A 24,988-nucleotide genomic window follows, 5' to 3' on the forward strand; every position below is an offset into this window, starting at 1 on the left:
CCCCTCGGGCCGCACCTTCGCGCAGCGGGCGTTCTGCGCAATATAGTGGAAGGCGCCGCATCGGGTCGATCGGCTTCCGCCGCAGTCTGCGCGACGGCGGCAAGCGGTGTGCCGCGGCGGGCGCCGAGCGCCGTGCGGACGATTGGGGTCAGCATCGAAGACAAGTCCCGTGAAACACTGCGCGCCCCGCTTCCCCGCAGGCCGCGCGTCATGAAGCCGTGCAGGCTCCTCGCCTCGGCCGGTATCCGGGCTGGCGGCGTACCGGCTCGCCTTCCCGCGCGTTTCACGCGCAGTGGCCCGCGCCCGCGTGCGACCTGCACGCGAAACGCGCCCGAGCCGGCCTGCATCATGCGACGCGGCCGCTTACCGTTGCGGGGGCAGCGCAGGTTGGCGATCTCCGGGCGGAGCGCGCGCCCTGCTTCCCGTTTAACCGCGCGACGCACGCGCGAGCACCGAGGCGGCGCCAGTTTAGGAGCGGGCCGCACGAGCGTCAAGAAAGCGGCCGGACGCGTGCCGGAAGCGCATCGCGCACGCGCCGGACCCGCGCATTCGCAGCAAGAAGCCGGGGTGTTACGACTGGAAACGTTACAGATGTCGGAATGCGCGTTATTCCGCGCTAAAATGCTGGGTCTTTAGAGGACGCAGCAAATGCTCAACGAACTCGAAACCTTATCTCAAAATATTGGCCGTCTGATCTCGCTGAACAAGCGCTATCACTCGGAACGGCTCGCGCTCGAGGAGCAGGTCGCGCAAATGCGCGCGGAAGCGGACACCGTCCGCGCGGAACTCGCGCAACTGCGCGACGAACGCAATGCGCTCGCGGCCGAGCGCGACACGCTGTCGGCAAAGATCGACGACGCCCAGGTCAAACTGAACGCGATTCTCGAAAAGCTGCCGCGCACGAAGAGCGTGGAGCAAGCCGACAACCAGCTCGACCTGCTGGATGCGCAGGCGCGCACGGATAGCGACGACGCGGCCAGCCACGGAGAACATGCATGAGCACCAAGCAGATCGAAGTCTCGATTCTCGGTCAGCCCTATCGGCTCGCCTGTTCGGCCGAGACCGAAGCGGCGCTGCTCGAGGCCGTCGCGCGCGTCGACGCCGAAATGTCGAAGATCCGCGCGAACAGCTCGGTGCGCGGCACCGATCGCATCGCGGTGATGGCGGCACTGTCGCTCGCATCCGAATTGCTGCGGCTGCAAACGAGCGTGCGGCACGGTGAAGCATTTCCGGCGGAAGAAATCCGTCGTACAATGCACCAGATGAACGAACAGCTCGGCGCGGTGCTCGCACAGCACGAGACGCAGTAAGGTTTGATCGATGCGTCGATTCCCCTTGATCTCGGCGATCAACGGTGGTCAAATTGGCGCAACGAAACACAGTTCAGTCAGCTTCCCTGCCTGGTTCGCCAAGGTCATATATTCCTTGAACCAATGCCATGTGCACGGTTGCGGAAATTTGTAGCACGGGCGCGCGCGTCACTCTGTCTGATGTACCCGATGTGCTGCTAACTGCGACCAATTCTGAACCTCAGGTTCAGGATGCCGGCCTAGCGGCCAAGGCGGGGACCTATTCAACGGCATCGGGCGAGTCCCGATGCCGTTTCCTTTTGCAGCGGCCCTTTCTGCGTCGATCACGATCCATGCAATACTGGCTGATGAAGTCCGAACCGGACGAAGCAAGCATCGACGATCTCGCGCACGCGCCGCAGCACTCGCTGCCCTGGACCGGCGTGCGCAACTATCAGGCGCGCAATTTCATGCGCGATACGATGACGGTCGGTGACGGCGTGCTGTTCTATCACTCGAGCTGCCCCGAGCCGGGCATCGCGGGCCTCGCCGAAGTCTCGTCGACGCCCTACCCCGATCCCACCCAGTTCGATCCGAAAAGCCCTTATTACGATCCGAAGTCGACGCAGGAAGCACCGCGCTGGCTGCTCGTCGACGTGCGCTTCGTGAAAAAGTCGCCGCTCGTGCCGCTCGCCGCGCTGCGCGAACACGACGAACTCGCCGACATGCGCGTGCTCGCACGCGGCAACCGGCTGTCGATCACGCCCGTCACGCGCGCCGAATGGCGCTTCATCACCGAAAAGCTGATGAAGTAGGCGCACGCGGTAAACGCACGCCAAACGTCAAATCCGGTCAACACGCGCCACCGCCACGGAACTCGCGGCGCGTTCGCGCGGCCTAAGCAACCGCTGTCGTCCGATCGGGCCGACGGCCGTTTTTTCGTCGCGCGGTACGCCCGCGTCGCGCACGCGTGATCCGCGTGCGCGCCCTCGCACAAGGAGTCCAACAATGACCAAGAAATCCGCACTCGCGCTGTCGCTCGCCCTCGCCGCCGCCATGCCCGTCGCGCTGACGCTCGCGTCGCCGGCCGCGCACGCGCAGACCGCGAACCCGCACTTTCCGGAGCCGGCGGGCGTGCTGTCGCTGTCGTCGCAGGCCAGCGCCGACGTGCCGCAGGACATCATCCACATCACGCTGTTCTACGAACAGCAGGCGAAGGATCCGGGCAGCCTGACGTCAGCGCTGAACCAGCGCGCCGATGCGGCGCTCGCTCAGGCGAAGGGCGTATCGGGCGTCAGCGCGCATACCGGCGCGTTCTCCGTGTATCCGAGCACCGATCGCGACGGCAAGATCTCCGCATGGCGCGGCCGTACCGAAGTCGTGCTCGAATCGCGCGATTTCGCGGCGGCGTCGAAGCTCGCGGGCCAGTTGTCGAACCAGATGCAGATCGCGAACGTCGAGTTCTCGCTGTCGCCCGAAGCGCAGCGCGCGGCCGAGCAGAAACTCACGACCGAGGCGATCAAGTCGTTCCGCGCACGCGCGGACGAAGCCGCGAAGGCCTTCGGCTACAGCAGCTACTCGATCCGCGACGTGAACGTCGGCGGCGGCCGCAACGTGCAGCCGTACCCGCGCATGATGGCGATGGCCGCGGCGCCGATGGACAGCGCGAAGATGAGCGCGCCGATCTCGGTCGAAGGCGGCAAGGCGACCGTGTCGGTCACGGTCAACGGCTCGGTGCAGATGAAGTAACGCGCATCGCGCTGCGCACGGCAGATGCGAAAACGCCGGCCCTCGGGCCGGCGTTTTTCGTTCGAGATTCCGCGATCGATGCACATGCCGATCTTGCGCATCGGCATCGCATCATGCGTCACGCGTCAATCACGCGTCATGCAGCTCGCGCATGACGCAACCGCATCACGCGGCCGCAGTCGCCGCGCGGCGGCGATACGCCCACACCAGCAACCCGATGCCCGCGAGGATCATCGGCAGCGACAGCCACTGCCCCATCGACAGGCCGAGCGCGAGCAGGCCGAGGAAGTCGTCCGGTTCGCGCGCGAATTCGACCGTGAAGCGCGCGAGCCCGTAGCCGATCAGGAACAGCGCGGACACCGCGCCCATCGGCCGCGGCTTGCGCGAGAAGAAGAACAGCACGAAGAACAGCGCAATGCCCTCGAGCGCGATTTCGTAGAGCTGCGAAGGATGGCGCGGCAGCATCTGGTACTGCATGAACACGTCGGCGAGATGCCACTTCTCGACGAGCGCCGGATGCTTCGGCAGCCATGCCGCGTCGTCGCGCATCGCGCCCGGGAACAGCATCGCCCACGGCGCGTTCGGATCGGTCACGCGGCCCCACAGCTCGCCGTTGATGAAGTTGCCGAGCCGGCCGGCCGCGAGCCCCGTCGGCACCATCGGCGCGACGAAATCGGTGACCTGCAGCCAGTGGCGCTTGCGCTGCCACGCGAACAGCGCCATCGCGAGCGTCACGCCGAGGAAGCCGCCGTGGAACGACATCCCGCCCTCCCACACCTTGAACACGTCGAGCGGATGCGAGAAGTAGAAGTCGGCCTTGTAGAACAGCACGTAGCCGAGGCGGCCGCCGAGCACGGTGCCAAGCACGCCGTAGAACATCATGTCGTCGATGTCCTTCGCGGTCCAGCCCTGCGCCGCGACATGCGGCAGCTTCAGGCGGATCCGGCCGACGACGATCGCCGCGATGAAGCCGACGAGATACATGAGGCCGTACCAGCGCACGGCCAGCGGCCCGAGATGGATCGCTACGGGGTCGAAATTCGGGTGAATGATCATGGGTTAGCGATGAAGTTTTCGAATGCGGTATGGCGCTCGCACCGGCGCCGCACCGCGCATTGGACGGCGCCGGCGCGCCATCGTTCGCATCACGCGGCGAGACCGTGCGCGCGCACGACGTCGATGAAGCCGGCGAGCACGGGGCTGACATCGCCCGTGCGCCACACGAGGCCCGTCTCGACGACCGGCGCGCCGCCGGCGAGCGGCCGGTAGACCACGCCGGTGCGCCGCAGGTTACACAGCGACTGCGGCACCAGTGCGACGCCCATGCCAGCCGACACGAGGCTGACGATCGTCTGCATCTGGATCGCCTCCTGGCCGATGCGCGGGGTTTCGCCTGCCGCGCCGTAGCAGCCCGTAATGATGTCATAAAAGCCGGGCGCCAAACGGCGCGGGAAGATCACGAGCGGCAGCGCGGCCACGTCGGCCAGATGCACGGGTTCGTCCTCGGGCAGGTCGGGCGCCGCGGCCGCCGGCATTGCGACCACCAGCGGCTCGCGCACGACCGGCAGGTACGACAGCCCGGCCGCGTGCCGCGGCGGCACCGGCGGAATCACGAGCCCCGCGTCGATACGGCCCGCGACGAGTTCGTCGATCTGCACGTCGCTCGTCGCCTCCGCGAGCTGCAGCCGCACCTGCGGATAGCGCGCGCCGAATGCGCGCAGCAGCGACGGCAGCAGTCCGTAATCGGCCGTCGACACGAACGCAAGCGACAGCGAGCCGGCTTCGCCGCGCGCGAGGCGCCGCGCGAGCGGCGGCAGCGCGTCGGCCGACGCGAGCAGCCGGCGCACGTCAGGCAGCAGCGCCGCGCCGACCGCCGTCAGCGCGACCGAGCGCTTGGTGCGCACGAACAGCGCGACGCCGAGCGCATCCTCGAGCGCCCGGATCGCCTGCGACAGCGGCGGCTGCGTCATCGACAGGCGCTCGGCCGCACGGCCGAAATGGCGCTCGTCGGCAACGGTCACGAAATAGCGCCACTGGCGCAGGTCGGGCGTCGGGTCGGCCATGCCTCACTCATTCGCAAAACGACTTAATAAGCGACAAATAATATATTGGACATTCCAAACGGGAAACTCCATTCTTGATTGATCCGAACCGGCGCGCCGTTCGCGGGCGTCGCCAATACAACGATGGAGTCCCCCATGCCGTACAACCGCCGCTCGAAGCACATCACGCAAGGCGTGGCCCGTTCGCCGAACCGCTCGATGTATTACGCCCTCGGCTACCAGAAGGACGATTTCGACAAGCCGATGATCGGCATCGCGAACGGTCACTCGACGATCACACCCTGCAACTCCGGCCTGCAGCGGCTGTCGGACGCGGCCGTCGCGGCGGTCAAGGCGGCCGACGCGAACCCGCAGATCTTCGGCACGCCGACAATCTCCGACGGCATGTCGATGGGCACCGAGGGGATGAAGTACTCGCTCGTGTCGCGCGAAGTGATCGCCGACTGCATCGAGACCTGTGTGCAGGGCCAGTGGATGGACGGCGTGGTGGTGGTCGGCGGCTGCGACAAGAACATGCCGGGCGGGATGATCGCGCTCGCGCGCCTGAACGTGCCGGGCATCTACGTGTACGGCGGCACGATCCGCCCCGGCCACTGGAAGGGCCGCGACCTGACGATCGTGTCGTCGTTCGAGGCGGTCGGCGAGTTCACCGCGGGCCGGATGTCGCAGGAGGATTTCGAAGGGGTCGAGCGGAACGCGTGCCCGACGTCGGGGTCGTGCGGCGGGATGTATACCGCAAACACGATGAGCTCGTCGTTCGAGGCGCTCGGCATGTCGCTGATGTACTCGTCGACGATGGCGAACCCCGACCAGGAGAAGGTCGATTCGGCCGCCGAATCGGCGCGCGTGCTGGTCGAGGCCGTGAAGCGCGACCTGAAGCCGCGCGACATCATCACGAAGGCGTCGATCGAGAACGCGGTGTCGCTGATCATGGCGACCGGCGGCTCGACCAACGCGGTGCTGCACTATCTCGCGATCGCGCACGCGGCCGAGGTCGACTGGACGATCGACGACTTCGAGCGCATCCGCAAGCGCGTGCCGGTGATCTGCGACCTGAAGCCGTCGGGCCAGTACGTCGCGACCGACCTGCACCAGGCCGGCGGCATCCCGCAGGTGCTGCGGATCCTGCTCGATGCCGGGCTGCTGCACGGCGACTGCATGACGATCACGGGCCGCACGATCGCCGAGGAACTGAAGGATGTGCCGGGCGTGCCGCGCGCGGACCAGCAGGTCATCTTCCCGATCGATCGGGCGCTGTACAAGGAAGGCCATCTCGCGATCCTGAAGGGCAACCTCGCGGAAGATGGCGCGGTCGCGAAGATCACCGGCCTGAAGAACCCGGTGATCACGGGCCCGGCGCGTGTGTTCGACGACGAGCAAAGCGCGATGGACGCGATCCTCGCCGACCGGATTCGCGCGGGCGACGTGCTGGTGCTGCGCTATCTCGGCCCGCAAGGCGGCCCCGGCATGCCGGAAATGCTCGCGCCGACATCGGCGATCATCGGCAAGGGGCTCGGCGAATCGGTCGGTTTCATCACGGACGGCCGCTTCTCGGGCGGCACCTGGGGAATGGTGGTCGGCCACGTCGCGCCCGAGGCGTTCGTCGGCGGCACGATCGCGCTCGTGCAGGAAGGCGATTCGATCACGATCGATGCGCACCGGCTGGTGCTGCAGCTGAACGTCGACGACGCCGAGCTCGCGCGCCGGCGCGCCGCGTGGAAGCAGCCGGCGCCGCGCTACACGCGCGGCGTGCTCGCCAAGTATGCGGCCCTGGCCCGCCCGGCGAACAAGGGTGCCGTCACCGGCTGATGCGGCGCGCGGGGCATGCGACCCCATTGCGGACGGCCGCCGCGGAAACGCGCAAAACGCGCGTTCCCTTTGCTTTTATAATGCGCGGACCGTGAAGCCGGCCGTCCCCGCCGGCGGAGAACTGCATGAAACAGACGATATTGCGCGCGCTGCTCGCGACGCTGCTGACCGGCAGCACGGCGGCCGCGCACGCCGACCCGGCCGGCGACGGGCTCGCGCTCGCGCAGCGCAAGAACTGCATGGCCTGCCATGCGGTCAGCAAGCCGCTGATGGGCCCGTCGTTCCACGACATCGCCGGCAAGTACGCGGCGCGCGCCGATGCGGCCGACTACCTCGCGCAATCGATCGTGAAGGGCAGTGTCGGGGTGTGGAGCAGCGTGCCGATGCCCGCCAATACACAGCTGACGAGCGCCGAAGCGCGCACGCTCGCGCAGTGGGTGCTGTCGCTGCATTGAACCGGATGAGCGGGCGCGTGCACGCGCGCTGCGCTTGTTCGCCGGGCTCGGCGCCGCGCGCCTCGATATGACCGGGTCGGCGAGCGTCATCGACGGTGACCGGAGCCGCGTCCGCGGTTCCGGCGCACGAAACGATCGTGCGCTCAGCCTGAACGACCGGTCCGGCGGCGCGCGATCTCTTCGTCGACCGCGTCGCGAACCCATTCCATCACTTCGGTTTCGAGTGCCAGTGCCACTTCGCGCGTGATCTGGCCGACCAGCCAGGCCGTATGGTCGTGCAGCGCGTCGCGGCAGCGGGCCTCGATGGCCTCGCGCCCTTCTCCGGTCAGATAATTCGTCAGCCGATTGCGCAGACGCTCGGCGATATGCTGCGCGTCCTCCGGCGTCAGCGCGGCGGCCGCATGCGTGGCCTGTGATGCACGGGCGAGGTGATCCACGACCAGTCCTTCGGCAGCCGGGACGATCGCCTGGGGCAGCACCGCTTCCTCGGCATGGCCGGCCGGCCCGGGCGGCGCCGCGGCAAAGCCGGAATCCTGCGCGTCGTCGTCGGACAGCGCGGAGCGCAGCGGCGCCTGCATCTCCGCCGACTCTTCGGCGACGACGTGCCCGGCGGCGCCGGGTTGCGCCGGCGCGTCGCTGTCGCCCGGCAGTTCGACGGTCGGGACGTCCGGCGTCGGTACCGGATCGACCACCACGAATTCGGGGTCGGTTCCCGCCTGTTCCGATGCAGCCAACGCCGTGGCCGGACGGTCCGGCGCGACCACGTCGGTCAGCACCGGCACGGCGGCATCGTCGCGCGGCGGCGCATCGGGCGCGGACGAACGCGCCGGCACCGGCTTGCCCGGCACCAGCACGTCGGTCAGTGTCGGGATCGAGGATGATTCGGCTTGTGTCACGGGAAGGCTCCGTCGACGGTTGCGGCTAGCTGCCCTGCTTGTAGTTGTTCAGCGCGTAACCGCGATCGCGGTAGAAGCGGTAGCGGTCGCGGCCCGCGGCCAGTTCGTCCGGCGCGTTGCCGACCACTTCGAGCAGGCGCTCGAAGCGGGCGAACTGCGCGGGCACGGCCGCGCCGAGGTTCAGCAGCACGTGATGATGCGGCGTCTGGTCGAGATCGGCGGCCAGCACGATCGGCGTGCCGGCCGCGTGCGCGCTGTCGACGCCGCAATGCGGGATGAAATCGAGCGGCGAGAACGTCCAGAGCCGCTCGTCGAGCGCGCGCAGGCGCGCGGGTTCCGCGAGCACGACGACCGGCTGCCCGGCCAGGTAGGCCTTGCGCAGCAGCCGGCATGCATACGCGAGCGAATCGCCGACGTTCGAATGGAAATCGATTCGCGTCATTGCCCGCGGTCCCGCATCGTCGTGAGACCTGCCATCACTGGCCGGCGCGGTCGATCAGGAACTGCGCGAGCAGCGGCACCGGACGGCCGGTCGCGCCCTTCGCCGCGCCGCCCTTCCATGCGGTGCCGGCGATGTCCAGGTGCGCCCACGGATAGCTGTCGGTGAAGCGCGACAGGAAGCACGCGGCCGTCACGGCACCGGCCGGACGCCCGCCGATGTTCGCGATGTCCGCGAAATTCGACTTCAGCTGATCCTGGTACTCGTCGTCGAGCGGCATGCGCCATGCCGGATCGTTCGCTTCGCGCGATGCGTCGAGCAGTTCGCCCGCGAGTGCATCGTCCTTCGAGAACAGGCCGCTGTTGTGGGCGCCGAGCGCGACCACGCAAGCGCCCGTCAGCGTCGCCACGTCGATCACCGCGGCCGGCTTGAAGCGCTCCGCATAGGTCAGCGCGTCGCACAGGATCAGGCGACCCTCGGCGTCGGTGTTCAGCACCTCGATCGTCAGCCCCTTCATGCTGGTGACGATGTCGCCCGGCTTCGTCGCGTTGCCGCCCGGCATGTTCTCGCAGGTCGGCACGATCGCGACGACGTTGACCTTCAGGCCCATTTCGGCCACGGCACGCATCGTGCCGAGCACCGAACCCGCGCCGCACATGTCGTACTTCATCTCGTCCATGCCCTCGCCCGGCTTCAGCGAGATGCCGCCCGTGTCGAACGTGATGCCCTTGCCGACCAGCACGACCGGCGCGGCCTTCGCGGCGGCGCCCTGGTAATGCAGCACGATGAACTGCGGCGGCTCCACCGACGCGCGCGCGACCGACAGGAACGAGCCCATCTTGAGCGCCTGGATCTGCTTCAGGCCGAGCACCTCGACCTTCAGACCCCAATCCTTCGCGATCTTCTTCGCGGTGTTGCCGAGATAGGTCGGCGTGCATACGTTGCCCGGCAGGTTGCCCAGGTCGCGCGTGAGATCCATCCCGTTCGCCAGCGCGACGGCCTGCTTGACCGCCAGCTTCGCCGCCTTTTCATCGGCCGGATCGACGCTGAACACGACGCGCTTGAGCGTGAGCGATGCCGGCTCCGGCTTGCTCTTCATCTGCGTGAAGCGGTAGGTCTCGTTGCGCAGCGCGAGAATCGCCGCACGCACGCCCCAGTCGGAGCCGCGCTCGTCGACCGGCAGCTGCGCGAGCGTGAACGTGACCTGGACGATCCTGGTCGCCAGCAGCGCGCGCCACGCGGCCGTCACTGCGTCGTTGTAGGCTTTCTGATTGAAAGCATCCTGCTTGCCGAGCCCGACGAGCAGCACGCGCGACGCGCCGATGCCCGACACCTCGTGCAGGAACAGCGTCTTGCCGCGCTTGCCGTCCATGTCGCCGGCCTTCACCACGCGCGCGATCAGCCCCTTGGTGGCCGTGTCGATGTCGAGCGCCGCGCCCGAAAGGGTCTGTGCCTCGAAGATGCCGAGCACGATGCAATCGGACTTCCCGGTCAGGAACCCCTTGGCCTCGCCTTTGCTCCAATCACAGCCTTTTATGCTAAAGTCCATCGCGCTTGTCCTCGGATAAAATCTGGGCTAAGGATGAAAGCCGCAATTATCCGCTATTTTTCCCGTGGCGGCGCGAGCGCTCCACCACGCGTGCGCAGCCTCCCGCCCTCTTCTCATCAAGAATGATCTTCGAACGCTCCCTCCAGCGCGAGCTTGCGTATACGGCTGGTGCCGTGTTCATGGTGCTGCTCACGATCATGCTCACGACGATGATGATCCGCATCGTCGGCTACGCCGCGTCCGGTGAAATCGATCCGAAGGACGTGCTCGTGCTGATCGGCCTGACCGTGATCGGCTATCTCGCCGTGATGCTCGTCGTCACGCTGTTCGTGTCGATCCTGTTCGTGCTGACCCGGTGGTACCGGGACTCCGAAATGGTGGTCTGGCTCGCGTCGGGCGTGAGCCTCACGCGCCTGATCAAGCCGATCGGCGTGTTCGCCACGCCGATCGTCCTGCTGATCGCGTTCTTCGCGTTCGTCGGCTGGCCGTGGTCGAACCAGCAGAGCAAGATGATCAAGGCGCGCTTCCAGCAGCGCGACGAGATCTCGCTGCTCGCGCCGGGCCAGTTCCGCGAATCGGCGTCGAACCACCGCGTGTTCTTCATCGAGAAGATGACGCCCGACCAGAGCAAGGTGCAGAACGTGTTCGTCACGTCGACCGAGAACGGCAAGGTCAATATCGTCGTATCGCGTACGGGCCACACGGAATCGAAGGACGGCGACCGTTTCGTCGTGCTGGAGGACGGCCGCCGCTACGACGGCACGCCCGGCCAGCCGAACTTCAAGATCATGGAGTTCCAGCGCTACGGCGTGAAGATCACGAGCACGCCGGTCACCAACGTGCCGACCACCAACAGCACGCCGACGCCCGACCTGCTGCGCAACCCGACGCGCGACAACCTCGCGGAATTCGCGTGGCGCGCGGGTCTGCCGCTGATCGCGATCAACCTGATGGTGCTCGGCATCCCGCTGTCGTACCAGAACCCGCGCCGCAGCCGCACGATCAACCTCGTGATGGCCGTGCTGATCTACCTCACGTACTCGAACCTGCTGAACGTCGTGCAGGCGCAGATCGAGCAGGGCAAGATGTCGTTCGTCGTCGGCCTGGTCGGCCTGCACCTGGTCGTCGCGGCGATCGTCGCGATCATCTTCTGGTTGCGCGTGCGCAATCGTCCGCTGTTTACACGCGCGCTGTTCGGCCGCTCGGGAGCATGATCGATGCGGCTCTATGAAAAATACTTCGCGCGGCAGATCTACGTCACGTTCGTCTTCATCCTGTTCGCGTTCTCGGGCCTGTTCTTCTTCTTCGACCTGATCAGCGAACTGAACTCGATCGGGCACGGCAACTACAAGTTCGGCTACGCGGTACTGCGCGTCGCGCTGCAAACCCCGTCGCGCTTCTACGAGATCATCCCGGTCGCCGCGCTGATCAGCGCGATCTACGTGTTCGCGCAGATGGCCGCGAACTCGGAATTCACGATCTTCCGCGTATCGGGCCTCGCGACCAACCAGGCGTTGCGCTCGCTGCTGAAGATCGGCGTGCCGCTCGTGATCGTCACCTACCTGATCGGCGAATTCGTCGGCCCGTACGCCGACCAGCTGTCCGAACGCGTGCGGCTGCAGGCGCTCGGCGCGTCGGTGTCGTCGAACTTCCAGTCGGGCGTGTGGGTGAAGGACACGCTCGCGGCCCGCGAGAACGGCGAGCAGGTCACGCGCTTCGTCAACGTCGGCAGCCTGTCGCCCGATTCGACGATCAGCAACGTGCGCATCTACGAGTTCGACTCGAAATTCCAGCTGCAGAACGTGCGGATCGCGCAGACGGGCCGCTACGAGCCGCCCGGCCACTGGCTGCTCAAGGGCGTCACCGAAACCGAACTGACGCCGATCAAGCCGATCAGCGGCGCACCGGCCGACGCGCTGAACCCCGTGTACCGGTCGCAGCAGGTGACGCTGCCCGAATACCGGCTGCGCTCGGACCTGACGCCGCAGATCCTGTCGGTGCTGCTCGTGTCGCCGGAACGGATGTCGATCATCAACCTGTTCCGCTACATCCAGCACTTGCGCGAGAACCAGCAGGACACGCAGCGCTACGACATCGCGCTGTGGCGCAAGCTGCTCTACCCGTTCGCCGTGTTCGTGATGCTCGTGCTGTCGCTGCCGTTTGCCTACCTGCATACGCGCGCCGGCGTGGTCGGCGTGAAGGTGTTCGGCGGCATCATGCTAGGCATGAGCTTCCAGCTGCTCAACACGCTGTTCTCGCACATCGGCACGCTGAACACGTGGCCCGCGCCGCTGACCGCGGCGACGCCGGGTCTCATCTATCTCGCGCTCGGCCTGTTCGCGCTCAAGTGGGTCGACCGGCACTGAGCGCCGCGACGACGGAGGCTTCGACATGAGTTCGCACGGCATCGTCCTGTTCGGCCACGGCGCACGCGATCCGCGCTGGGCCGAGCCGTTCGAACGGCTGGCCGCACGGCTGCGCACGACCGGCGACCCTGCCCCGCATGTGTCGCTCGCGTTTCTCGAACTGATGACGCCGTCGCTCGACACAGCCGTCGCCACGCAGGTCGCGGCCGGCTGCACGCGCATCACCGTGGTGCCCGTGTTCTTCGGCCAGGGCGGCCATGTCCGTCGCGACCTGCCGCAACTCGTCGATGCCTGCCGCGCCGCGCATCCGGGCGTCGAGATCCGTTGCGCGACGGCCGTCGGGGAAGACGACGGCGTGCTCGACGCGATCGCACGCTACTGCATCGACCAGATCGGCCGCGACGCGTAAGCGAATCGGCAGGCCCAAACAAAAAAGCGCCGGCTTCCGAAGAAGCCGGCGCTTTTCATTTGGCACGCGGACCGACGGCAATCGACACATCTCTTGCCGCCAGGACCGCTACCGAGACTCAAGCGGCACTGCGCAACGTATCGCCCTCTTTCGCGAGCCGCGCGCGTTCGGCGAACGCATCGCCGATCATCAGCAGGCTCGGCTCCGCCGGATCGAGCCACGCCTGCGCACCACCCGCCGCCATCTGCCCGAGCGTCAGCGTCAGCGTGCGTTCGCGCGCGGTGCTGCATGCCTCGACGATCGCCACCGGCGTCGCGGGCGCACGGCCCGCGTCGATCAGTTCCTGCGCGATGCCGGGCGCGCTGTCACGGCCCATGTAGTAGACGATCGAATCGGCGCGCGCGGCCTCGCGAATCTCGTCGCTGCCCGGTGCGCGGCTGTGCGTCGCGAACGCGACGCTGCGCGACACGCCGCGCAACGTCAGCGAGCGCTTCAGCGTCGCCGCGCCGGCCAGCGCCGCGGTGATGCCCGGCACGACCTCATAGTCGATGCCAGCCGCCTCGAGCGCGCGCATTTCCTCTTCGGCGCGACCGAACAGCATCGGGTCGCCGCCCTTCAGCCGCACGACGCAACCATGCTCGCGCGCCGCGTCGACGATCTGCTTGTTGATGAAGTGCTGCGCGGTCGAACGCTGCCCGCAGCGCTTGCCGACCGCGATCTTCCGCGCGTTCGGCGCGCAGTCGAGCATCGCCGGCTCGACGAGCGCGTCATGCAGCACCACGTCGGCTTGCTCGAGCAGCCGGGCGCCGCGCACCGTGATGAGGTCCGCGGCGCCCGGCCCTGCTCCGATCAGATACACCTTGCCCATGATTGTCGCTTCGCTTGTCCTGCTCGTGCGGACGGCGGCCGGCCCGCGCCGCCGCGAGGGCGGCGCGGAATGCCGGTTACGCCGAGAATGCCCGGATCATGCCGGCGGCGACCGTGTGGTGCGTCGCCTCGTCGATCAGCACGAACGCGCCCGTGCCCGGATGCGCGTCGTACGTGTCGCAGACGATCGGCTTCTGCAGCGTCAGCGCGACGCGGCCGATGTCGTTCATCTTCAGTTCCTGGCGGTCGGTCGCGTGCGACAGCGTATGCACGTCGAGCACTTCCTTGACCGCGCCGATCTTCGCAAACACCGTGCTGGTGGTCTGCTTGAGCAGGTACTTGCGCTGCGGCGACAGCGGCGTCTCGTCGAACCAGCACAGGTCCGCCTCGAGCTTCTTCGCCGGCTCGACCGGCTCGGCGGTCGTGACGAACATGTCGCCGCGCGACACGTCGACATCCTCTTCGAGACGAATCGTCACCGTCTGGCCCGCGAATGCGTGCGCGACCGACGCGGTGCCGCCCGGCACCGGCGCGACGATCTCGGCGATCGTCGCGGTGCGGTTCGACGGCAGCACGACGATCGCGTCGCCGACCTTCACCTCGCCCGATTCGATCCGGCCCATGTAGCCGCGGAAATCGTCGGCCGAGCTGCCGTCCTGGCGTGCGACCCACTGCACCGGGAAGCGCAGCGCGTCATGCGCCTGCGTCTCGACCGGCAGCGATTCGAGCACGTCGAGCAGCGGCTCGCCCGCGTACCACGGCATGCGCTCGCTCGCGCCGACGATGTTGTCGCCCTTCAGCGCCGACACCGGCACGAAACGCACGTCTTTCAGGCCGAGCTGCTTCGCGAGCGCGACGTACGCGTCGCGGATCTCGTTGAAGCGCGCTTCGCTGTAGTCGACGAGGTCCATCTTGTTGATCGCGACGATCACGTGCTGCAGCGCGAGCAGCTTCACGATCGCGCTGTGACGCTTCGTTTGCGGCAGCAGTTGCGCGACGCCATTCTCGATCGTCACGCGCGTCGCGTCGACCAGGATGATCGCCGCGTGCGCGGTCGATGCGCCCGTCACCATGTTGCGCGTGTACTGCTCGTGGCCCGGCGTGTCGGCGATGATGAACTTGCGCTTCGCGGTCGCGAAGTAGCGGTAGGCGACGTCGATCGTGATGCCCTGCTCGCGCTCGGCCTCGAGCCCGTCCGTCAGCAGCGCGAGGTCGAGCTCGTCGCCGACCGTGCGCTTGTTCTTCGCGCGCGACAGCGCGGACAGCTGGTCGGACAGCACGGCCTTGCTGTCGTACAGCAGGCGGCCGATCAGCGTGCTCTTGCCGTCGTCGACGCTGCCCGCGGTGATGAAGCGCAGCACGCCGAGGTCTTCGGTGTTCTCGATGATGCTCATGATGTGATTGTCCTCGTGTGCTTCAGAAATAACCTTGCTTCTTGCGCTGTTCCATCGCGGCTTCGGAGGCCTGGTCGTCCATCCGGGTCGCGCCGCGTTCGGTGATCTCGGTCACCGCCGTCTCGGCGATGATCTTCTCGACGTCGTCCGCGTCGCTCTCGACCGGGCACGTGCAACTGATGTCGCCGACCGTGCGGAAGCGCACCTGCGCGAGCTCGCTCGTCTCGCCGTCACGCATCGGCGTGAGCGGCGTGACCGGCACGAGCAGCCCGTTGCGGCGCACGATCTCGCGCTGGTGCGCGTAGTAGATCGACGGCAGTTCGAGGTTCTCGCGCGCGATGTACTGCCACACGTCGAGTTCGGTCCAGTTCGAGATCGGGAACACGCGCAGGTGCTCGCCCTTGTGCAGGCGTGCGTTGTAGAGGCTCCACAGTTCCGGGCGCTGCGCCTTCGGATCCCACTGGCCGAATTCGTCGCGGAACGAGAAGATCCGCTCCTTCGCACGCGCCTTCTCTTCGTCGCGGCGCGCGCCGCCGATCAGCGCGGTGTAGCCGTGCTGTTCGATCGTCTCGAGCAGCGTGACGGCCTGCGCGGCGTTGCGCGAATCGGTTTCGCGGCGCAGCACGACCGTGCCGCGCTCGATCGAATCCTCGACGTGGCCGACCACCAGCTCGGCGCCGAGCTCTTGCGCACGGCGGTCGCGGAAGTCGATCACTTCCTCGTAGTTGTGGCCCGTGTCGATGTGCACGAGCGGGAACGGCAGCGTGGTCTTGCGGTTCGCGCCGAGGCCGAACGCCTTCAGGGCGAGGTGCAGCACGACGACCGAATCCTTGCCGCCCGAGAACAACAGCGCCGGCTTGCTGCACTCGGCGACCAGTTCGCGCAGGATGTGGATCGACTCGGCTTCGAGCCAGTCGAGGTGGCCCATGCGGTTATCGGCACCGGTGGGCGGGGCAAAGGCGGATTGCTCGAGCGTCGTGCTCATGATTTCAGTCCTTCTCTTCTGGGTTCGTGCCGCCCGCTGTCGCGGGCGGCGCAATATTCGGTTTCTTGTCGGCTGTCAGTGCGCGGCGCCGGCATCGGCCGCCGCGGGAATCGGCGTGATCGTGATGTGCAGCCCGCATTCCTTCGTGTCGCGCGACTCCCACCACCAGCGGCCCGCCCGGCTGTCTTCGCCGGGACGGATCGCGCGCGTACAGGGCTCGCAACCGATGCTCGGGTAGCCGCGCGCATGCAGCGGATTGACCGGCACGTCGAACGCCTTCAGGTACGCCCACACGTCGGCTTCCGTCCAGTCGGCGAGCGGGTTGTACTTCACGATCCCGCGCGCTTCGTCCTGTTCTTCCTCGTGCAGCTCCGCACGCGTGACCGACTGCTCGCGGCGCTGGCCCGTGACCCACGCGCCGACGTCGGCCAGCGCGCGGTTCAGCGGCTCGACCTTGCGGATGTGGCAGCACGACTTGCGCAGCTCGACGCTCTCGTAGAACGCGTTCAGGCCGTGCTCGGCGACGTACTGGTCGACCGCGTCCTGCCGCGGGTGGAACTGCTCGATCTCGTAGCCGTAGCGCTCGCGCACGCGATCGATCATGCCCAGCGTTTCCGCATGCAGGCGGCCGGTGTTCAGCGAGAAGATGCCGATCGACACGCCCTTCGACAGGATCGCGTGCGTGAGCAGCATGTCTTCCGCGGCGAGGCTGCTCGCGAACTTCACCTTCTCGTGACGCGCGCCGATCTGCGCGAGCAGCGCGTCGAGGCGCTCGACCTTCGCGGCGAGCTCCGGCGTCAGTGCGGCCGCGGTGCTCATGCGCTCACCTTGGCGTCTGCCGTGGCGGCACGGCGGCGGAACAGCGGCGCCGGCTCGTCGAACGCGCCCTGGTAACGCTGCGTGAACTCGCCGAACGCGTTCAGCGCGTCGTGGATGTCCTTGTCGGCACGCACCGCGAACGCGTCGAAACCGCAGCGCGACATGTACAGCAGCTGGTCGCGCAGCACGTCGCCGATCGCGCGCAGCTCGCCCGTCCAGCCGTGGCGCTCGCGCAGCAGGCGGCCGATGCTGTAGCCGCGGCCGTCCGCGAAGCGCGGGAAATCGACCGCGATCAGCGAGATCGCGCCGAAGTCGGCCACGAGATCGGCCGGCTCGCTGTCCGGCGCGAGCCACACGCCGAGTTCGTCCTTCGTCTTCGCGGCGACGAGCGCCGCGCGCTCGACCTGCCACAGGGTGAACGGCACCAGCACCTTGCCGGCCGGCAATGCGTCGACCGCGGGCAGCGCACCGTCTTCCGCCGCGCGCACGACCTGCCATGCGTCGTCGATCACTGCGCGGTTCTTGATAATCGAAGCCATCTGCAAATTCCTTCTACCCGGTTGGTTACGCGTTCACTGCCTGGCGCGCCGCATACACGCGCTCCTTGAACGGTGCGATGCCGATGCGGTCGTACGTGTCGATGAAGCGCTCGCCGTCGATGCGCGCCTCGACGAACGTGTCGATCAGCTTCGCGATCACGTCCGGCACTTCTTCCGCCGAGAACGACGGCCCGATCACGCGGCCGAGGCGCGCGCCGTTCCGGCCCGTGCCCTGCTCGCCGCCGAGCGACACCTGGTACCACTCGGCGCCGTCCTTGTCGACGCCGAGGATGCCGATGTTACCCACGTGATGATGACCGCACGAGTTCATGCAACCGGAAATGTTCAGCGACAGGTCGCCGAGGTCGTACACGTAGTCCAGATCGTCGAAACGCTGCTGGATCGCCAGCGCGATCGGGATCGACTTCGCGTTCGCGAGCGAGCAGAAGTCGCCGCCCGGGCACGCGATGATGTCGGTCAGGAGGCCGACGTTCGGCGTCGCGAAGCCGGCCGCCTTCGCCTTTTCCCACACCGCGAACAGGTCGCGCTTCTTGACGTTCGCGAGAATCAGGTTCTGCTCGTGCGACACGCGCAGTTCGCCGAGCGAGTACGCGTCGGCCCAGTCGGCCACCAGGTCCATCTGCGCGTCGGTCGCATCGCCCGGCGCCACGCGGTGGTCCTTCAGCGACAGCGTGACGGCGGCATAGCCCGGCACCTTGTGCGGTGCGACGTTGCGCTCGACCCAGCGCGCGAACGCCTTGTTCTCGAGCAGGTGCTGCTCGAACGACGCGTCGGTGTCGGCGAGCTTCTCGTAGACGGGCGGCAAGAAGTACTGCGACACGCGGTCGAGCTCGGCCTGCGTGAGCGTCGACGGGCCGTCCTTCAGGTGCTGCCACTCTTCCTCGACCTGCTGCGCGAACTTCGCGGGCGACAGCGCCTTCACGAGGATCTTGATACGCGCCTTGTACAGGTTGTCGCGGCGGCCGTAGCGGTTGTACACGCGCAGCACGGCTTCGCAGTACGTGATCAGGTGCTGCCACGGCAGGTCTTCCTTGATCACCGCGCCGACGATCGGCGTACGGCCGAGGCCGCCGCCCGCGAGGATGCTCGCGACCACTTCGCCCTGCTCGTTCTTCTTCAGGTACACGCCGAGGTCGTGGATCTGCACGGCCGCGCGGTCGTCCTTCGAGCCGGACACCGCGATCTTGAACTTGCGCGGCAGCCATGCGAATTCGGGATGGAACGTCGACCACTGGCGCAGGATCTCGGACCACGGACGCGGATCGATCTCTTCGTCCTGCGCGACGCCGGCGAACTGGTCGGCCGTGATGTTGCGGATGCAGTTGCCCGACGTCTGGATCGCGTGCATCTGCACCGATGCGAGCTTCGCGAGAATCTCGGGCGTGTCTTCCAGCTCGACCCAGTTGAACTGGATGTTCGAGCGGGTCGAGAAGTGGCCGTAGCCGCGGTCGTGCTCGCGGGCGATGCGCGCCAGCATGCGGAGCTGTTCGCTGCGCAGGTTGCCGTACGGAATCGCGATGCGGTGCATGTACGCGTGGCGCTGCATGTACAGGCCGTTCTGCAGGCGCAGCGGACGGAATTCGTCTTCGCTCAACTCGCCCGACAGGCGGCGGCGCACCTGATCGCGGTACTGTGCGACTCGCTCGTCGACGATCGTCTGGTCGTACTGGTCGTACTGATACATTCGGGGACCCCAGGGGTTTTCGTGGTGACCGCGCGACGTCCTAGCCACGTCGCGCCCGAATCTCCGTTCCGCCGCCACCGCCGGCCTTCCGCTGCCCGGCTGGATTGCTAATGACGAAAACAGATATCCATATTTGAAAAACTCCGGTGAATCGTAATAAACTCGCCTTATATTTCAAACGACTAAAAAATTCTGTTGATATGCGGAAGGGTTATAAATGAACCTGCACCAATTTCGCTTCGTGCGCGAGGCCGTCCGGCAGAATTTCAACCTCACCGAGGCCGCCAAGGCGCTGTACACGTCGCAGCCGGGGGTGTCGAAGGCGATCATCGAGCTCGAGGACGAGCTCGGCGTGGAGATCTTCACGCGGCACGGCAAGCGCGTGCGCTCGCTCACCGAGCCGGGCCGGATCATCCTCGCGTCGGTCGAGCGGATTCTTCAGGAGGTTGAAAGCCTTAAAAGGGTCGGGAAGGATTATGCCGCACAGGATCAGGGCAACCTGACCATCGCGGCGACCCACACGCAGGCCCGCTACTCGCTGCCGGCCGCGATCGCCGAGTTCAAGAAGCGCTTCCCGAAGGTGCATCTGTCGATCCTGCAGGGCAGCCCGACGCAGGTGGCCGAGATGGTGATCCACGACCAGGCCGATCTCGCGATCGCGACCGAGGCGATCTCCGACTACAAGGAACTCGTGTCGCTGCCCTGCTTCCAGTGGCACCACGCGGCCGTCGTGCCGGCCGACCATCCGCTGCTCGAACGCAAGCCGGTCACGCTCGACGATCTCGCGCAGTACCCGCTGATCACGTACGACGATGCGTTCGCCGGCCGCAAGAAGATCAACCATGCGTTCGCGCTGCGCGGGCTGTCGCCGGACATCGTGCTCGAGGCGATCGATGCCGACGTGATCAAGACCTATGTCGAGCTCGGCCTCGGCGTCGGGATCATGGCCGACATCGCGTTCAACCCGGAGCGCGACCGCAACCTGCGGCTGATTCCGGTGGGCCACCTGTTCGGCAGCAACGTGACGCGCGTCGCGCTCAAGCAGGGCGCCTACCTGCGCGGCTATGTGTATACGCTGGTCGAGCTGCTGTCGCCGACGCTGAACCGCAAGCTGATCGAGCAGGCGCTCAAGGGCGAATCCGAATCGTACGAGCTTTGACCCGCGTGTATAAACGACGGGGCGCATATCGCGCCCCTTTTTGTTGCCCGACGGAGATTCCCGCATGACGCTTCCCGCCCTGATGCGCCGCGCCGCCGGCGCCGCCCTCGTGCTCGCCTGCGCGGCCGCGCATGCCGACCTGAAGGTCGGCGTCGACCTGTCGTCGACCGGCCCGGCCGCCGCGATCGGCATCACCAGCAAGAACGCGATCCTGATGTGGCCGAAGACGATCGCCGGGCAGCCGGTGCAGGTGACGGTGCTCGACGACGCGTCCGACCCGGGCACCGCCGTGCGCAACATCCGCAAGCTGGTCGACGAGGATCACGTCGACGTCGTGGTCGGGCCGAACATCACGCCGGCCGCGCTCGCGGCGCTCGACGCGGTGGCGGCGGCCCAGACGCCGATGATCACGCTGGTCGGTTCCGGCGCGATCGTCGAGCCGCAGGAAGGCGCGCGGACCTGGGCATTCAAGATGGCGCAGAGCGACAGCGCGATGGCCGACGTGATGACGCGTTACATGGCCAACCACGGCGTGAAGACGGTCGGCTTCATCGGCTTCGCGGACAGCTACGGCGATAGCTGGCTGAACGAATTCACGCGCTTCGCGGAGGTGCGCAAGATCCGCGTGATCGCGACCGAGCGCTTCAACCGCACCGACGCGAGCGTCACCGGCCAGGCGCTGAAGCTGATCGCGGCGAAACCCGACGCGATCCTGATCGCGGGCTCGGGCACGCCGGCCGTGCTGCCGCAGCGCACGCTGATCGAGCGCGGCTACAAGGGCGCGATCTACCAGACGCACGGGATCGCGACGCCGGAATTCATCAAGCTCGGCGGCAAGGACGTCGACGGGACGCTGTTCCCGACCCAGCCGGTCGTCGTCGCGCGCACGCTGCCCGCCGACCATCCGGCCCGCAAGGCTGCACTGGCATTCGTCGATGCATATGAGACGAAATACGGTGCCGGCACCGTCACGCAGTTCGCGGGCGACGCGGCGGGCGTGTACCCGCGCCTTGCCGACGCGGTCGGCCGCGCGCTGAAGACCGCGCAGCCCGGCACACCGGCCTTCCGCGCGGCGCTGCGGCGCGAACTCGAACGCGCACGCGAACTCGTCGTGCCGAACGGCATCGTCAATACGAGCGACAGGGATCACGTGGGACTCGACCAGCGTGCGAGCGTGATGGGGATCGTGAAACACGGCCAGTTCGTCTATCTGAGCCAGTGACACACGGACGGGTGCCGGGCAGCTTGCCCGATGCCCCGTTTTCCGCCATAATCCGCGTTTCGCCGCGCACAATCGTATGTGCGGCCAGGATCAAAGCCCAGGTGGTGAAATTGGTAGACGCAGGGGACTCAAAATCCCCCGCCGCAAGGCGTGCCGGTTCGATTCCGGCCCTGGGCACCAGTCTTTCGCAGCGTCATGTGCTGCACCTGTCGAAACCCGCGCAAGCTCGCCGCTTCGCGGGTTTTTTGTTTTTGCCGCGCGCCGGGCACACCGCAACGCGCACCTCCCCCCGGCGGTCCAAGCATCAGGACACGCAAGCACGGAGGCCGCCCATGTCCACGCGCGTCATTTCAAGCCGGATCTGTCGCGGCGTGCTCGCCGCGTTGCTGTCGCTCATGCTGGGCGGATGCGACCTGCTGAGCGAGCCGCCCGTGCCCGACTGGCCGGGGCCGCATGCGCCCTACCCGTTCCCGGAGAACATTCCGCACCGCACCGAGTGATCCGGCGGCGGCGTGCCGCCCGTCACGCTCAGGCCATCAACTCGCGGACGAAGTCGAGAAACACCCTCACCTTCGCGGCAACGAGGTTCGACGCGTGGTGATACGCATAAAGCGGGAAGGTCTCGTCCGTCCATTCCGGCAGCAGCAGGACCAGCCGCCCGTCGGCGAGGATGTCCCGCGCATAGAGTTCCAGCAGTTGCGCAATGCCGACGCCACCGAGGCAGGCGCCGAGCAGCCCGCCCGTGTCGTTGACCGTCAGCCTGCCAGCGGCGTCGACCGGCACGACCTCCTTGCCCCGGTGAAATTCCCATTCGTACGGCCGTCCGGTCACGGGATCGCGGATCAGCACGCAACGGTGCCCGTCCGCGAGATCCCGAGGGTGCCGCGGTTCGCCATGACGCGCGACATAGGCCGCCGACGCGCAGGTCAGCACGCGCGTCTCGAGCAGCAGCCGCGCACGGTATGACGACGGTTCCGGCACGCCGAAACGCACCGCGACGTCGAACCCGTCGGCAACGAGATCGCCCATCCGGTCGCGCACGCTGATCTCGACGGACAGTTCGGGGAAGCGGTCGAGGAATTCGGCCATCCTCGGCGCCAGCACGTAGTGGCCGAAGGTGCCGTCCACGTTGACCCGCAGCCGCCCCCTGACACGCGCCCGGGAACGGCCGGCGTCGACCGCCGCCTCCTCGATGCCGGCCAGCAGCGGCGCGACGGCCTCGTAGAAGCGCCGCCCTTCGTCGGTCAACGTGATCGCGCGCGCCGTCCGGTTGAAGATCCGGATGCCGACGCGCTCTTCGAGCCGCGCGACCGCGCGGCTCACCGCCGGCTGCGTCAGCCCCATCGCCTCGCCCGCGCGCGCGAAGGTACCGGCCTCGATCACCGCCGAGAGCACGCCGATACCGCTCAGGAGCCTGCTGTCAAAGGCCATGAGACATACTTTCAGTCATTCTTGATCTGATCATTATTCATTATTTTTATTGACCGAGGAAGCCTACATTTGTCCTGTCGCCGGATCGCCCGGCACTCACGAACCAAGGAGCAGGACATGAGCACATCGGAAAAGGTCGCCCTCGTCACGGGCTCATCGCGCGGCATCGGCGCGGAAATCGCCCGCCGTCTCGCCCGGGACGGCTTCCGGGTCGTCGTGAACTACGCGGGTGGCGCGGGCCCGGCCCGGGAGGTGGTCGACGCGATCGCCGCCGACGGCGGCGAAGCCATCGCGGTGCAGGCTGACATCGCCGACCCGGCGGCGGTCGCCGCACTGTTCGACGCGGCCGAGCAGGCGTTCGGGCGCATCGACGTGGTCGTCAACAGCGCGGGTGTCATGAAGCTCGGGGCGATCGCCGACTATGACGACACCACGTTCGACCAGACCGTCGCGATCAACCTCAAAGGCACCTTCAACGTCAGCCGCGAGGCGGCAAAGCGCGTGCGCAACGGCGGCCGCATCGTCAACCTGTCGTCGACGATGGTCGGCGTGCGCCTGCCTACCTACGGCGTGTACGTCGCGACCAAGGCAGCCGTCGAAGGACTGACGCAGGTCCTCGCGCAGGAGATGCGCGGCCGTGGCATCAGCGTGAACGCCGTCGCGCCGGGGCCGGTCGCGACCGAGCTGTTCCTGGAGGGCAAGAGCCCCGAACTCGTCGATCGGCTGGCAAAGATGAATCCGCTCGAGCGGCTGGGCCAGCCCGGGGACATCGCCGGCGTCGTCGCATTCCTCGCCGGCCCCGACGGCGCGTGGGTCAACGGCCAGATCCTGCGCGCCAACGGCGGCATGTGCTGACGGACACCGATGAATCGCGCGAACAGGCCGCCCGCCGCGGTTCGCGCCAACCCGCTCGCAGGAGATCGATCATGAAGGAAATCATACTCGTCACGGGCGCGTCCAGCGGCTTCGGCCTGCTGACGGCCCAGGCGCTCGCCCGCGCCGGTCATACGGTCTACGCGTCGATGCGCGAGAGCGCCGGCCGCAACGCGCCGCGCGTCGCCGCCATCGCCGACTACGCGCGGGAGCACGGCGTCGACCTGCGCACCGTCGAACTCGACGTCGGCGACGACGCATCCGTCGCTGCCGCGATCGAGCGCGTGATCGCGGACAACGGCCGCCTCGACGTCGTCGTCCACAATGCCGGCCACATGGTGTTCGGCCCGGCCGAAGCGTTCACGCCCGAACAACTGGCGCAGCTCTACGACATCAACGTCGTGTCGACCCAGCGCGTGAACCGCGCTGCGCTGCCGCACCTGCGCAGCCGCGGCCGCGGCCTGCTCGTGTGGGTGTCGTCCTCGTCGGCGCGCGGCGGCACGCCGCCGTTCCTTGCGCCCTACTTCGCCGCGAAGGCCGCGATGGATTCGCTCGCGGTGTCCTATGCGGCCGAACTCGCGCGCTGGGGTATCGAAACGTCGATCGTCGTGCCGGGCGCGTTCACCCGCGGCACGAATCACTTCGCCCACGCGGGCAAGCCGGCCGACGCGGCGGTGCAGGCAGCGTACGACGACGGCCCGTACGCGGGCGTCGCCGAGCACGCGCTGAAGGGCCTTGCCGCACTCGAGCCCGCGGATGCCGATGCCGCCGCCGTCGCGACGGCAATCGTCGACATCGTCGGCGCGCCGTCCGGCACGCGCCCGTACCGCGTGTTCGTCGATCCGTCGCAGGACGGCGCGGAGGAGGTATTCCGCGTCGGCGATCGCATTCGCCGCGAGATGTTCAGGAACATCGGACTCGCCGACCTGCTTGCGCCCCGCATCGGCAACTGATCCGCCGCGCGCCGGGC

Annotated in this window: 26 protein-coding genes, 1 tRNA gene, 1 other RNA gene and 1 riboswitch; of the genes, 16 read left to right on the forward strand and 12 right to left on the reverse strand. The window is 67.4% G+C overall.

Features of this window, described 5'->3' with window-relative positions; all coding sequences use genetic code 11:
- Nucleotides 1-218: 218 nt before the first annotated feature.
- Nucleotides 219-472: riboswitch (cobalamin riboswitch) on the reverse strand.
- Nucleotides 473-648: 176 nt separating this feature from the next.
- From DIE22_RS26925 to DIE22_RS26945, 5 genes are all read left to right on the forward strand, one after another.
- Nucleotides 649-999 carry an ATPase gene (locus DIE22_RS26925; RefSeq protein ID WP_124500412.1) on the forward strand — a complete coding sequence of 117 codons (351 nt, stop codon included), beginning with the start codon at nucleotides 649-651 and terminating at the stop codon, nucleotides 997-999.
- Nucleotides 996-1,310, forward strand: a complete 315-nt coding sequence (locus tag DIE22_RS26930) for a cell division protein ZapA (protein WP_011885730.1) — start codon at nucleotides 996-998, stop codon at nucleotides 1,308-1,310. Before DIE22_RS26925 ends, DIE22_RS26930 begins: the two co-directional genes overlap by 4 nt.
- Nucleotides 1,311-1,390: 80 nt before the next feature.
- Nucleotides 1,391-1,572, forward strand: a non-coding RNA gene (gene ssrS / locus DIE22_RS26935) — 6S RNA.
- A 70-nt stretch (nucleotides 1,573-1,642) separates the two neighbouring features.
- A complete protein-coding gene (locus DIE22_RS26940) occupies nucleotides 1,643-2,104 on the forward strand; it encodes an EVE domain-containing protein (RefSeq protein ID WP_124500411.1) in 462 nt (153 codons plus the stop codon).
- A gap of 193 nt (nucleotides 2,105-2,297) precedes the next feature.
- Nucleotides 2,298-3,038 (forward strand): SIMPL domain-containing protein, encoded by a 741-nt coding sequence (locus DIE22_RS26945; protein ID WP_124500410.1) that lies wholly within the window; start codon nucleotides 2,298-2,300, stop codon nucleotides 3,036-3,038.
- A 165-nt stretch (nucleotides 3,039-3,203) separates the two neighbouring features.
- Here DIE22_RS26945 and lgt read toward each other — a convergent pair whose 3' ends face one another.
- Nucleotides 3,204-4,094, reverse strand: a complete 891-nt coding sequence (lgt, locus tag DIE22_RS26950; protein WP_124500409.1) for a prolipoprotein diacylglyceryl transferase — start codon at nucleotides 4,092-4,094, stop codon at nucleotides 3,204-3,206.
- Nucleotides 4,095-4,183: 89 nt separating this feature from the next.
- Nucleotides 4,184-5,101: a LysR substrate-binding domain-containing protein gene (locus DIE22_RS26955; RefSeq protein ID WP_124500408.1), complete on the reverse strand. Its 918-nt coding sequence runs from the start codon at nucleotides 5,099-5,101 to the stop codon at nucleotides 4,184-4,186.
- A 135-nt stretch (nucleotides 5,102-5,236) separates the two neighbouring features.
- On the opposite strand from DIE22_RS26955, the gene ilvD reads away from it, so the two are divergent.
- Nucleotides 5,237-6,910 carry a dihydroxy-acid dehydratase gene (gene ilvD / locus DIE22_RS26960; protein WP_124500407.1) on the forward strand — a complete coding sequence of 558 codons (1,674 nt, stop codon included), beginning with the start codon at nucleotides 5,237-5,239 and terminating at the stop codon, nucleotides 6,908-6,910.
- A gap of 125 nt (nucleotides 6,911-7,035) precedes the next feature.
- On the forward strand, nucleotides 7,036-7,365 hold the full coding sequence (locus DIE22_RS26965) for a c-type cytochrome (protein WP_124500406.1): 330 nt from the start codon (nucleotides 7,036-7,038) through the stop codon (nucleotides 7,363-7,365).
- 143 nt (nucleotides 7,366-7,508) lie between these two features.
- On the opposite strand, the gene DIE22_RS26970 is transcribed toward DIE22_RS26965, so the two are convergent.
- The 3 genes from DIE22_RS26970 to DIE22_RS26980 are packed head-to-tail and all read right to left on the reverse strand — an operon-like array spanning nucleotide 7,509 to nucleotide 10,249.
- A complete protein-coding gene (locus DIE22_RS26970; RefSeq protein ID WP_124606486.1) occupies nucleotides 7,509-8,261 on the reverse strand; it encodes a DUF2486 family protein in 753 nt (250 codons plus the stop codon).
- A 25-nt stretch (nucleotides 8,262-8,286) separates the two neighbouring features.
- The gene (locus DIE22_RS26975; protein WP_124500404.1) at nucleotides 8,287-8,703 is read right to left on the reverse strand and encodes a DNA polymerase III subunit chi; all 417 of its coding nucleotides are present in this window, start codon (nucleotides 8,701-8,703) and stop codon (nucleotides 8,287-8,289) included.
- A 34-nt stretch (nucleotides 8,704-8,737) separates the two neighbouring features.
- Entirely contained in the window at nucleotides 8,738-10,249 is a 1,512-nt protein-coding gene (locus DIE22_RS26980; RefSeq protein ID WP_124500403.1) for a leucyl aminopeptidase, read from the reverse strand.
- A 122-nt stretch (nucleotides 10,250-10,371) separates the two neighbouring features.
- Between DIE22_RS26980 and lptF the strand changes: the two genes are divergently transcribed.
- The 3 genes from lptF to DIE22_RS26995 are packed head-to-tail and all read left to right on the forward strand — an operon-like array spanning nucleotide 10,372 to nucleotide 13,024.
- Nucleotides 10,372-11,463: an LPS export ABC transporter permease LptF gene (lptF, locus tag DIE22_RS26985; protein ID WP_124606487.1), complete on the forward strand. Its 1,092-nt coding sequence runs from the start codon at nucleotides 10,372-10,374 to the stop codon at nucleotides 11,461-11,463.
- Nucleotides 11,464-11,466: 3 nt separating this feature from the next.
- On the forward strand, nucleotides 11,467-12,615 hold the full coding sequence (gene lptG / locus DIE22_RS26990; RefSeq protein ID WP_124500401.1) for an LPS export ABC transporter permease LptG: 1,149 nt from the start codon (nucleotides 11,467-11,469) through the stop codon (nucleotides 12,613-12,615).
- 25 nt (nucleotides 12,616-12,640) lie between these two features.
- Complete coding sequence (locus DIE22_RS26995) at nucleotides 12,641-13,024, forward strand: sirohydrochlorin chelatase (protein WP_124500400.1); 384 nt, start codon at nucleotides 12,641-12,643, stop codon at nucleotides 13,022-13,024.
- Between the two features lie 118 nt (nucleotides 13,025-13,142).
- Here the strand turns inward: DIE22_RS26995 and cobA are convergent, their stop codons facing one another.
- From cobA to DIE22_RS27025, 6 genes are all read right to left on the reverse strand, one after another.
- Nucleotides 13,143-13,892, reverse strand: a complete 750-nt coding sequence (cobA, locus tag DIE22_RS27000) for a uroporphyrinogen-III C-methyltransferase (RefSeq protein WP_124500399.1) — start codon at nucleotides 13,890-13,892, stop codon at nucleotides 13,143-13,145.
- A 76-nt stretch (nucleotides 13,893-13,968) separates the two neighbouring features.
- Nucleotides 13,969-15,285 carry a sulfate adenylyltransferase subunit 1 gene (locus DIE22_RS27005; RefSeq protein ID WP_124500398.1) on the reverse strand — a complete coding sequence of 439 codons (1,317 nt, stop codon included), beginning with the start codon at nucleotides 15,283-15,285 and terminating at the stop codon, nucleotides 13,969-13,971.
- A 22-nt stretch (nucleotides 15,286-15,307) separates the two neighbouring features.
- The gene (gene cysD / locus DIE22_RS27010) at nucleotides 15,308-16,270 is read right to left on the reverse strand and encodes a sulfate adenylyltransferase subunit CysD (RefSeq protein WP_124500397.1); all 963 of its coding nucleotides are present in this window, start codon (nucleotides 16,268-16,270) and stop codon (nucleotides 15,308-15,310) included.
- Between the two features lie 75 nt (nucleotides 16,271-16,345).
- The gene (locus tag DIE22_RS27015) at nucleotides 16,346-17,089 is read right to left on the reverse strand and encodes a phosphoadenylyl-sulfate reductase (RefSeq protein ID WP_124500396.1); all 744 of its coding nucleotides are present in this window, start codon (nucleotides 17,087-17,089) and stop codon (nucleotides 16,346-16,348) included.
- Entirely contained in the window at nucleotides 17,086-17,628 is a 543-nt protein-coding gene (locus DIE22_RS27020) for a DUF934 domain-containing protein (protein WP_124500395.1), read from the reverse strand. Before DIE22_RS27020 ends, DIE22_RS27015 begins: the two co-directional genes overlap by 4 nt.
- Before the next feature lie 25 nt (nucleotides 17,629-17,653).
- Nucleotides 17,654-19,333: a nitrite/sulfite reductase gene (locus DIE22_RS27025; RefSeq protein ID WP_124500394.1), complete on the reverse strand. Its 1,680-nt coding sequence runs from the start codon at nucleotides 19,331-19,333 to the stop codon at nucleotides 17,654-17,656.
- Between the two features lie 217 nt (nucleotides 19,334-19,550).
- Between DIE22_RS27025 and DIE22_RS27030 the strand changes: the two genes are divergently transcribed.
- The 4 genes from DIE22_RS27030 to DIE22_RS38330 all read left to right on the forward strand — a co-directional run bounded on the left by DIE22_RS27030 (nucleotide 19,551) and on the right by DIE22_RS38330 (nucleotide 22,214).
- On the forward strand, nucleotides 19,551-20,492 hold the full coding sequence (locus tag DIE22_RS27030) for a CysB family HTH-type transcriptional regulator (protein WP_085041128.1): 942 nt from the start codon (nucleotides 19,551-19,553) through the stop codon (nucleotides 20,490-20,492).
- A 64-nt stretch (nucleotides 20,493-20,556) separates the two neighbouring features.
- Nucleotides 20,557-21,714 (forward strand): ABC transporter substrate-binding protein, encoded by a 1,158-nt coding sequence (locus DIE22_RS27035; protein ID WP_124606488.1) that lies wholly within the window; start codon nucleotides 20,557-20,559, stop codon nucleotides 21,712-21,714.
- A 95-nt stretch (nucleotides 21,715-21,809) separates the two neighbouring features.
- Nucleotides 21,810-21,894: transfer RNA gene (locus DIE22_RS27040), tRNA-Leu, on the forward strand.
- Nucleotides 21,895-22,046: 152 nt separating this feature from the next.
- A complete protein-coding gene (locus tag DIE22_RS38330) occupies nucleotides 22,047-22,214 on the forward strand; it encodes a hypothetical protein (protein ID WP_185640697.1) in 168 nt (55 codons plus the stop codon).
- A 28-nt stretch (nucleotides 22,215-22,242) separates the two neighbouring features.
- On the opposite strand, the gene DIE22_RS27045 is transcribed toward DIE22_RS38330, so the two are convergent.
- A complete protein-coding gene (locus tag DIE22_RS27045) occupies nucleotides 22,243-23,145 on the reverse strand; it encodes a LysR family transcriptional regulator (RefSeq protein WP_124606489.1) in 903 nt (300 codons plus the stop codon).
- A gap of 117 nt (nucleotides 23,146-23,262) precedes the next feature.
- On the opposite strand from DIE22_RS27045, the gene DIE22_RS27050 reads away from it, so the two are divergent.
- On the forward strand, nucleotides 23,263-24,000 hold the full coding sequence (locus DIE22_RS27050; protein WP_124500391.1) for an SDR family oxidoreductase: 738 nt from the start codon (nucleotides 23,263-23,265) through the stop codon (nucleotides 23,998-24,000).
- A 71-nt stretch (nucleotides 24,001-24,071) separates the two neighbouring features.
- A complete protein-coding gene (locus tag DIE22_RS27055) occupies nucleotides 24,072-24,971 on the forward strand; it encodes an SDR family oxidoreductase (protein ID WP_124606490.1) in 900 nt (299 codons plus the stop codon).
- Nucleotides 24,972-24,988 lie beyond the last annotated feature (17 nt).

Origin of the sequence: Burkholderia sp. Bp9142, from assembly GCF_003853415.1 — a bacterium.
Taxonomy (GTDB): Bacteria; Pseudomonadota; Gammaproteobacteria; order Burkholderiales; family Burkholderiaceae; genus Burkholderia.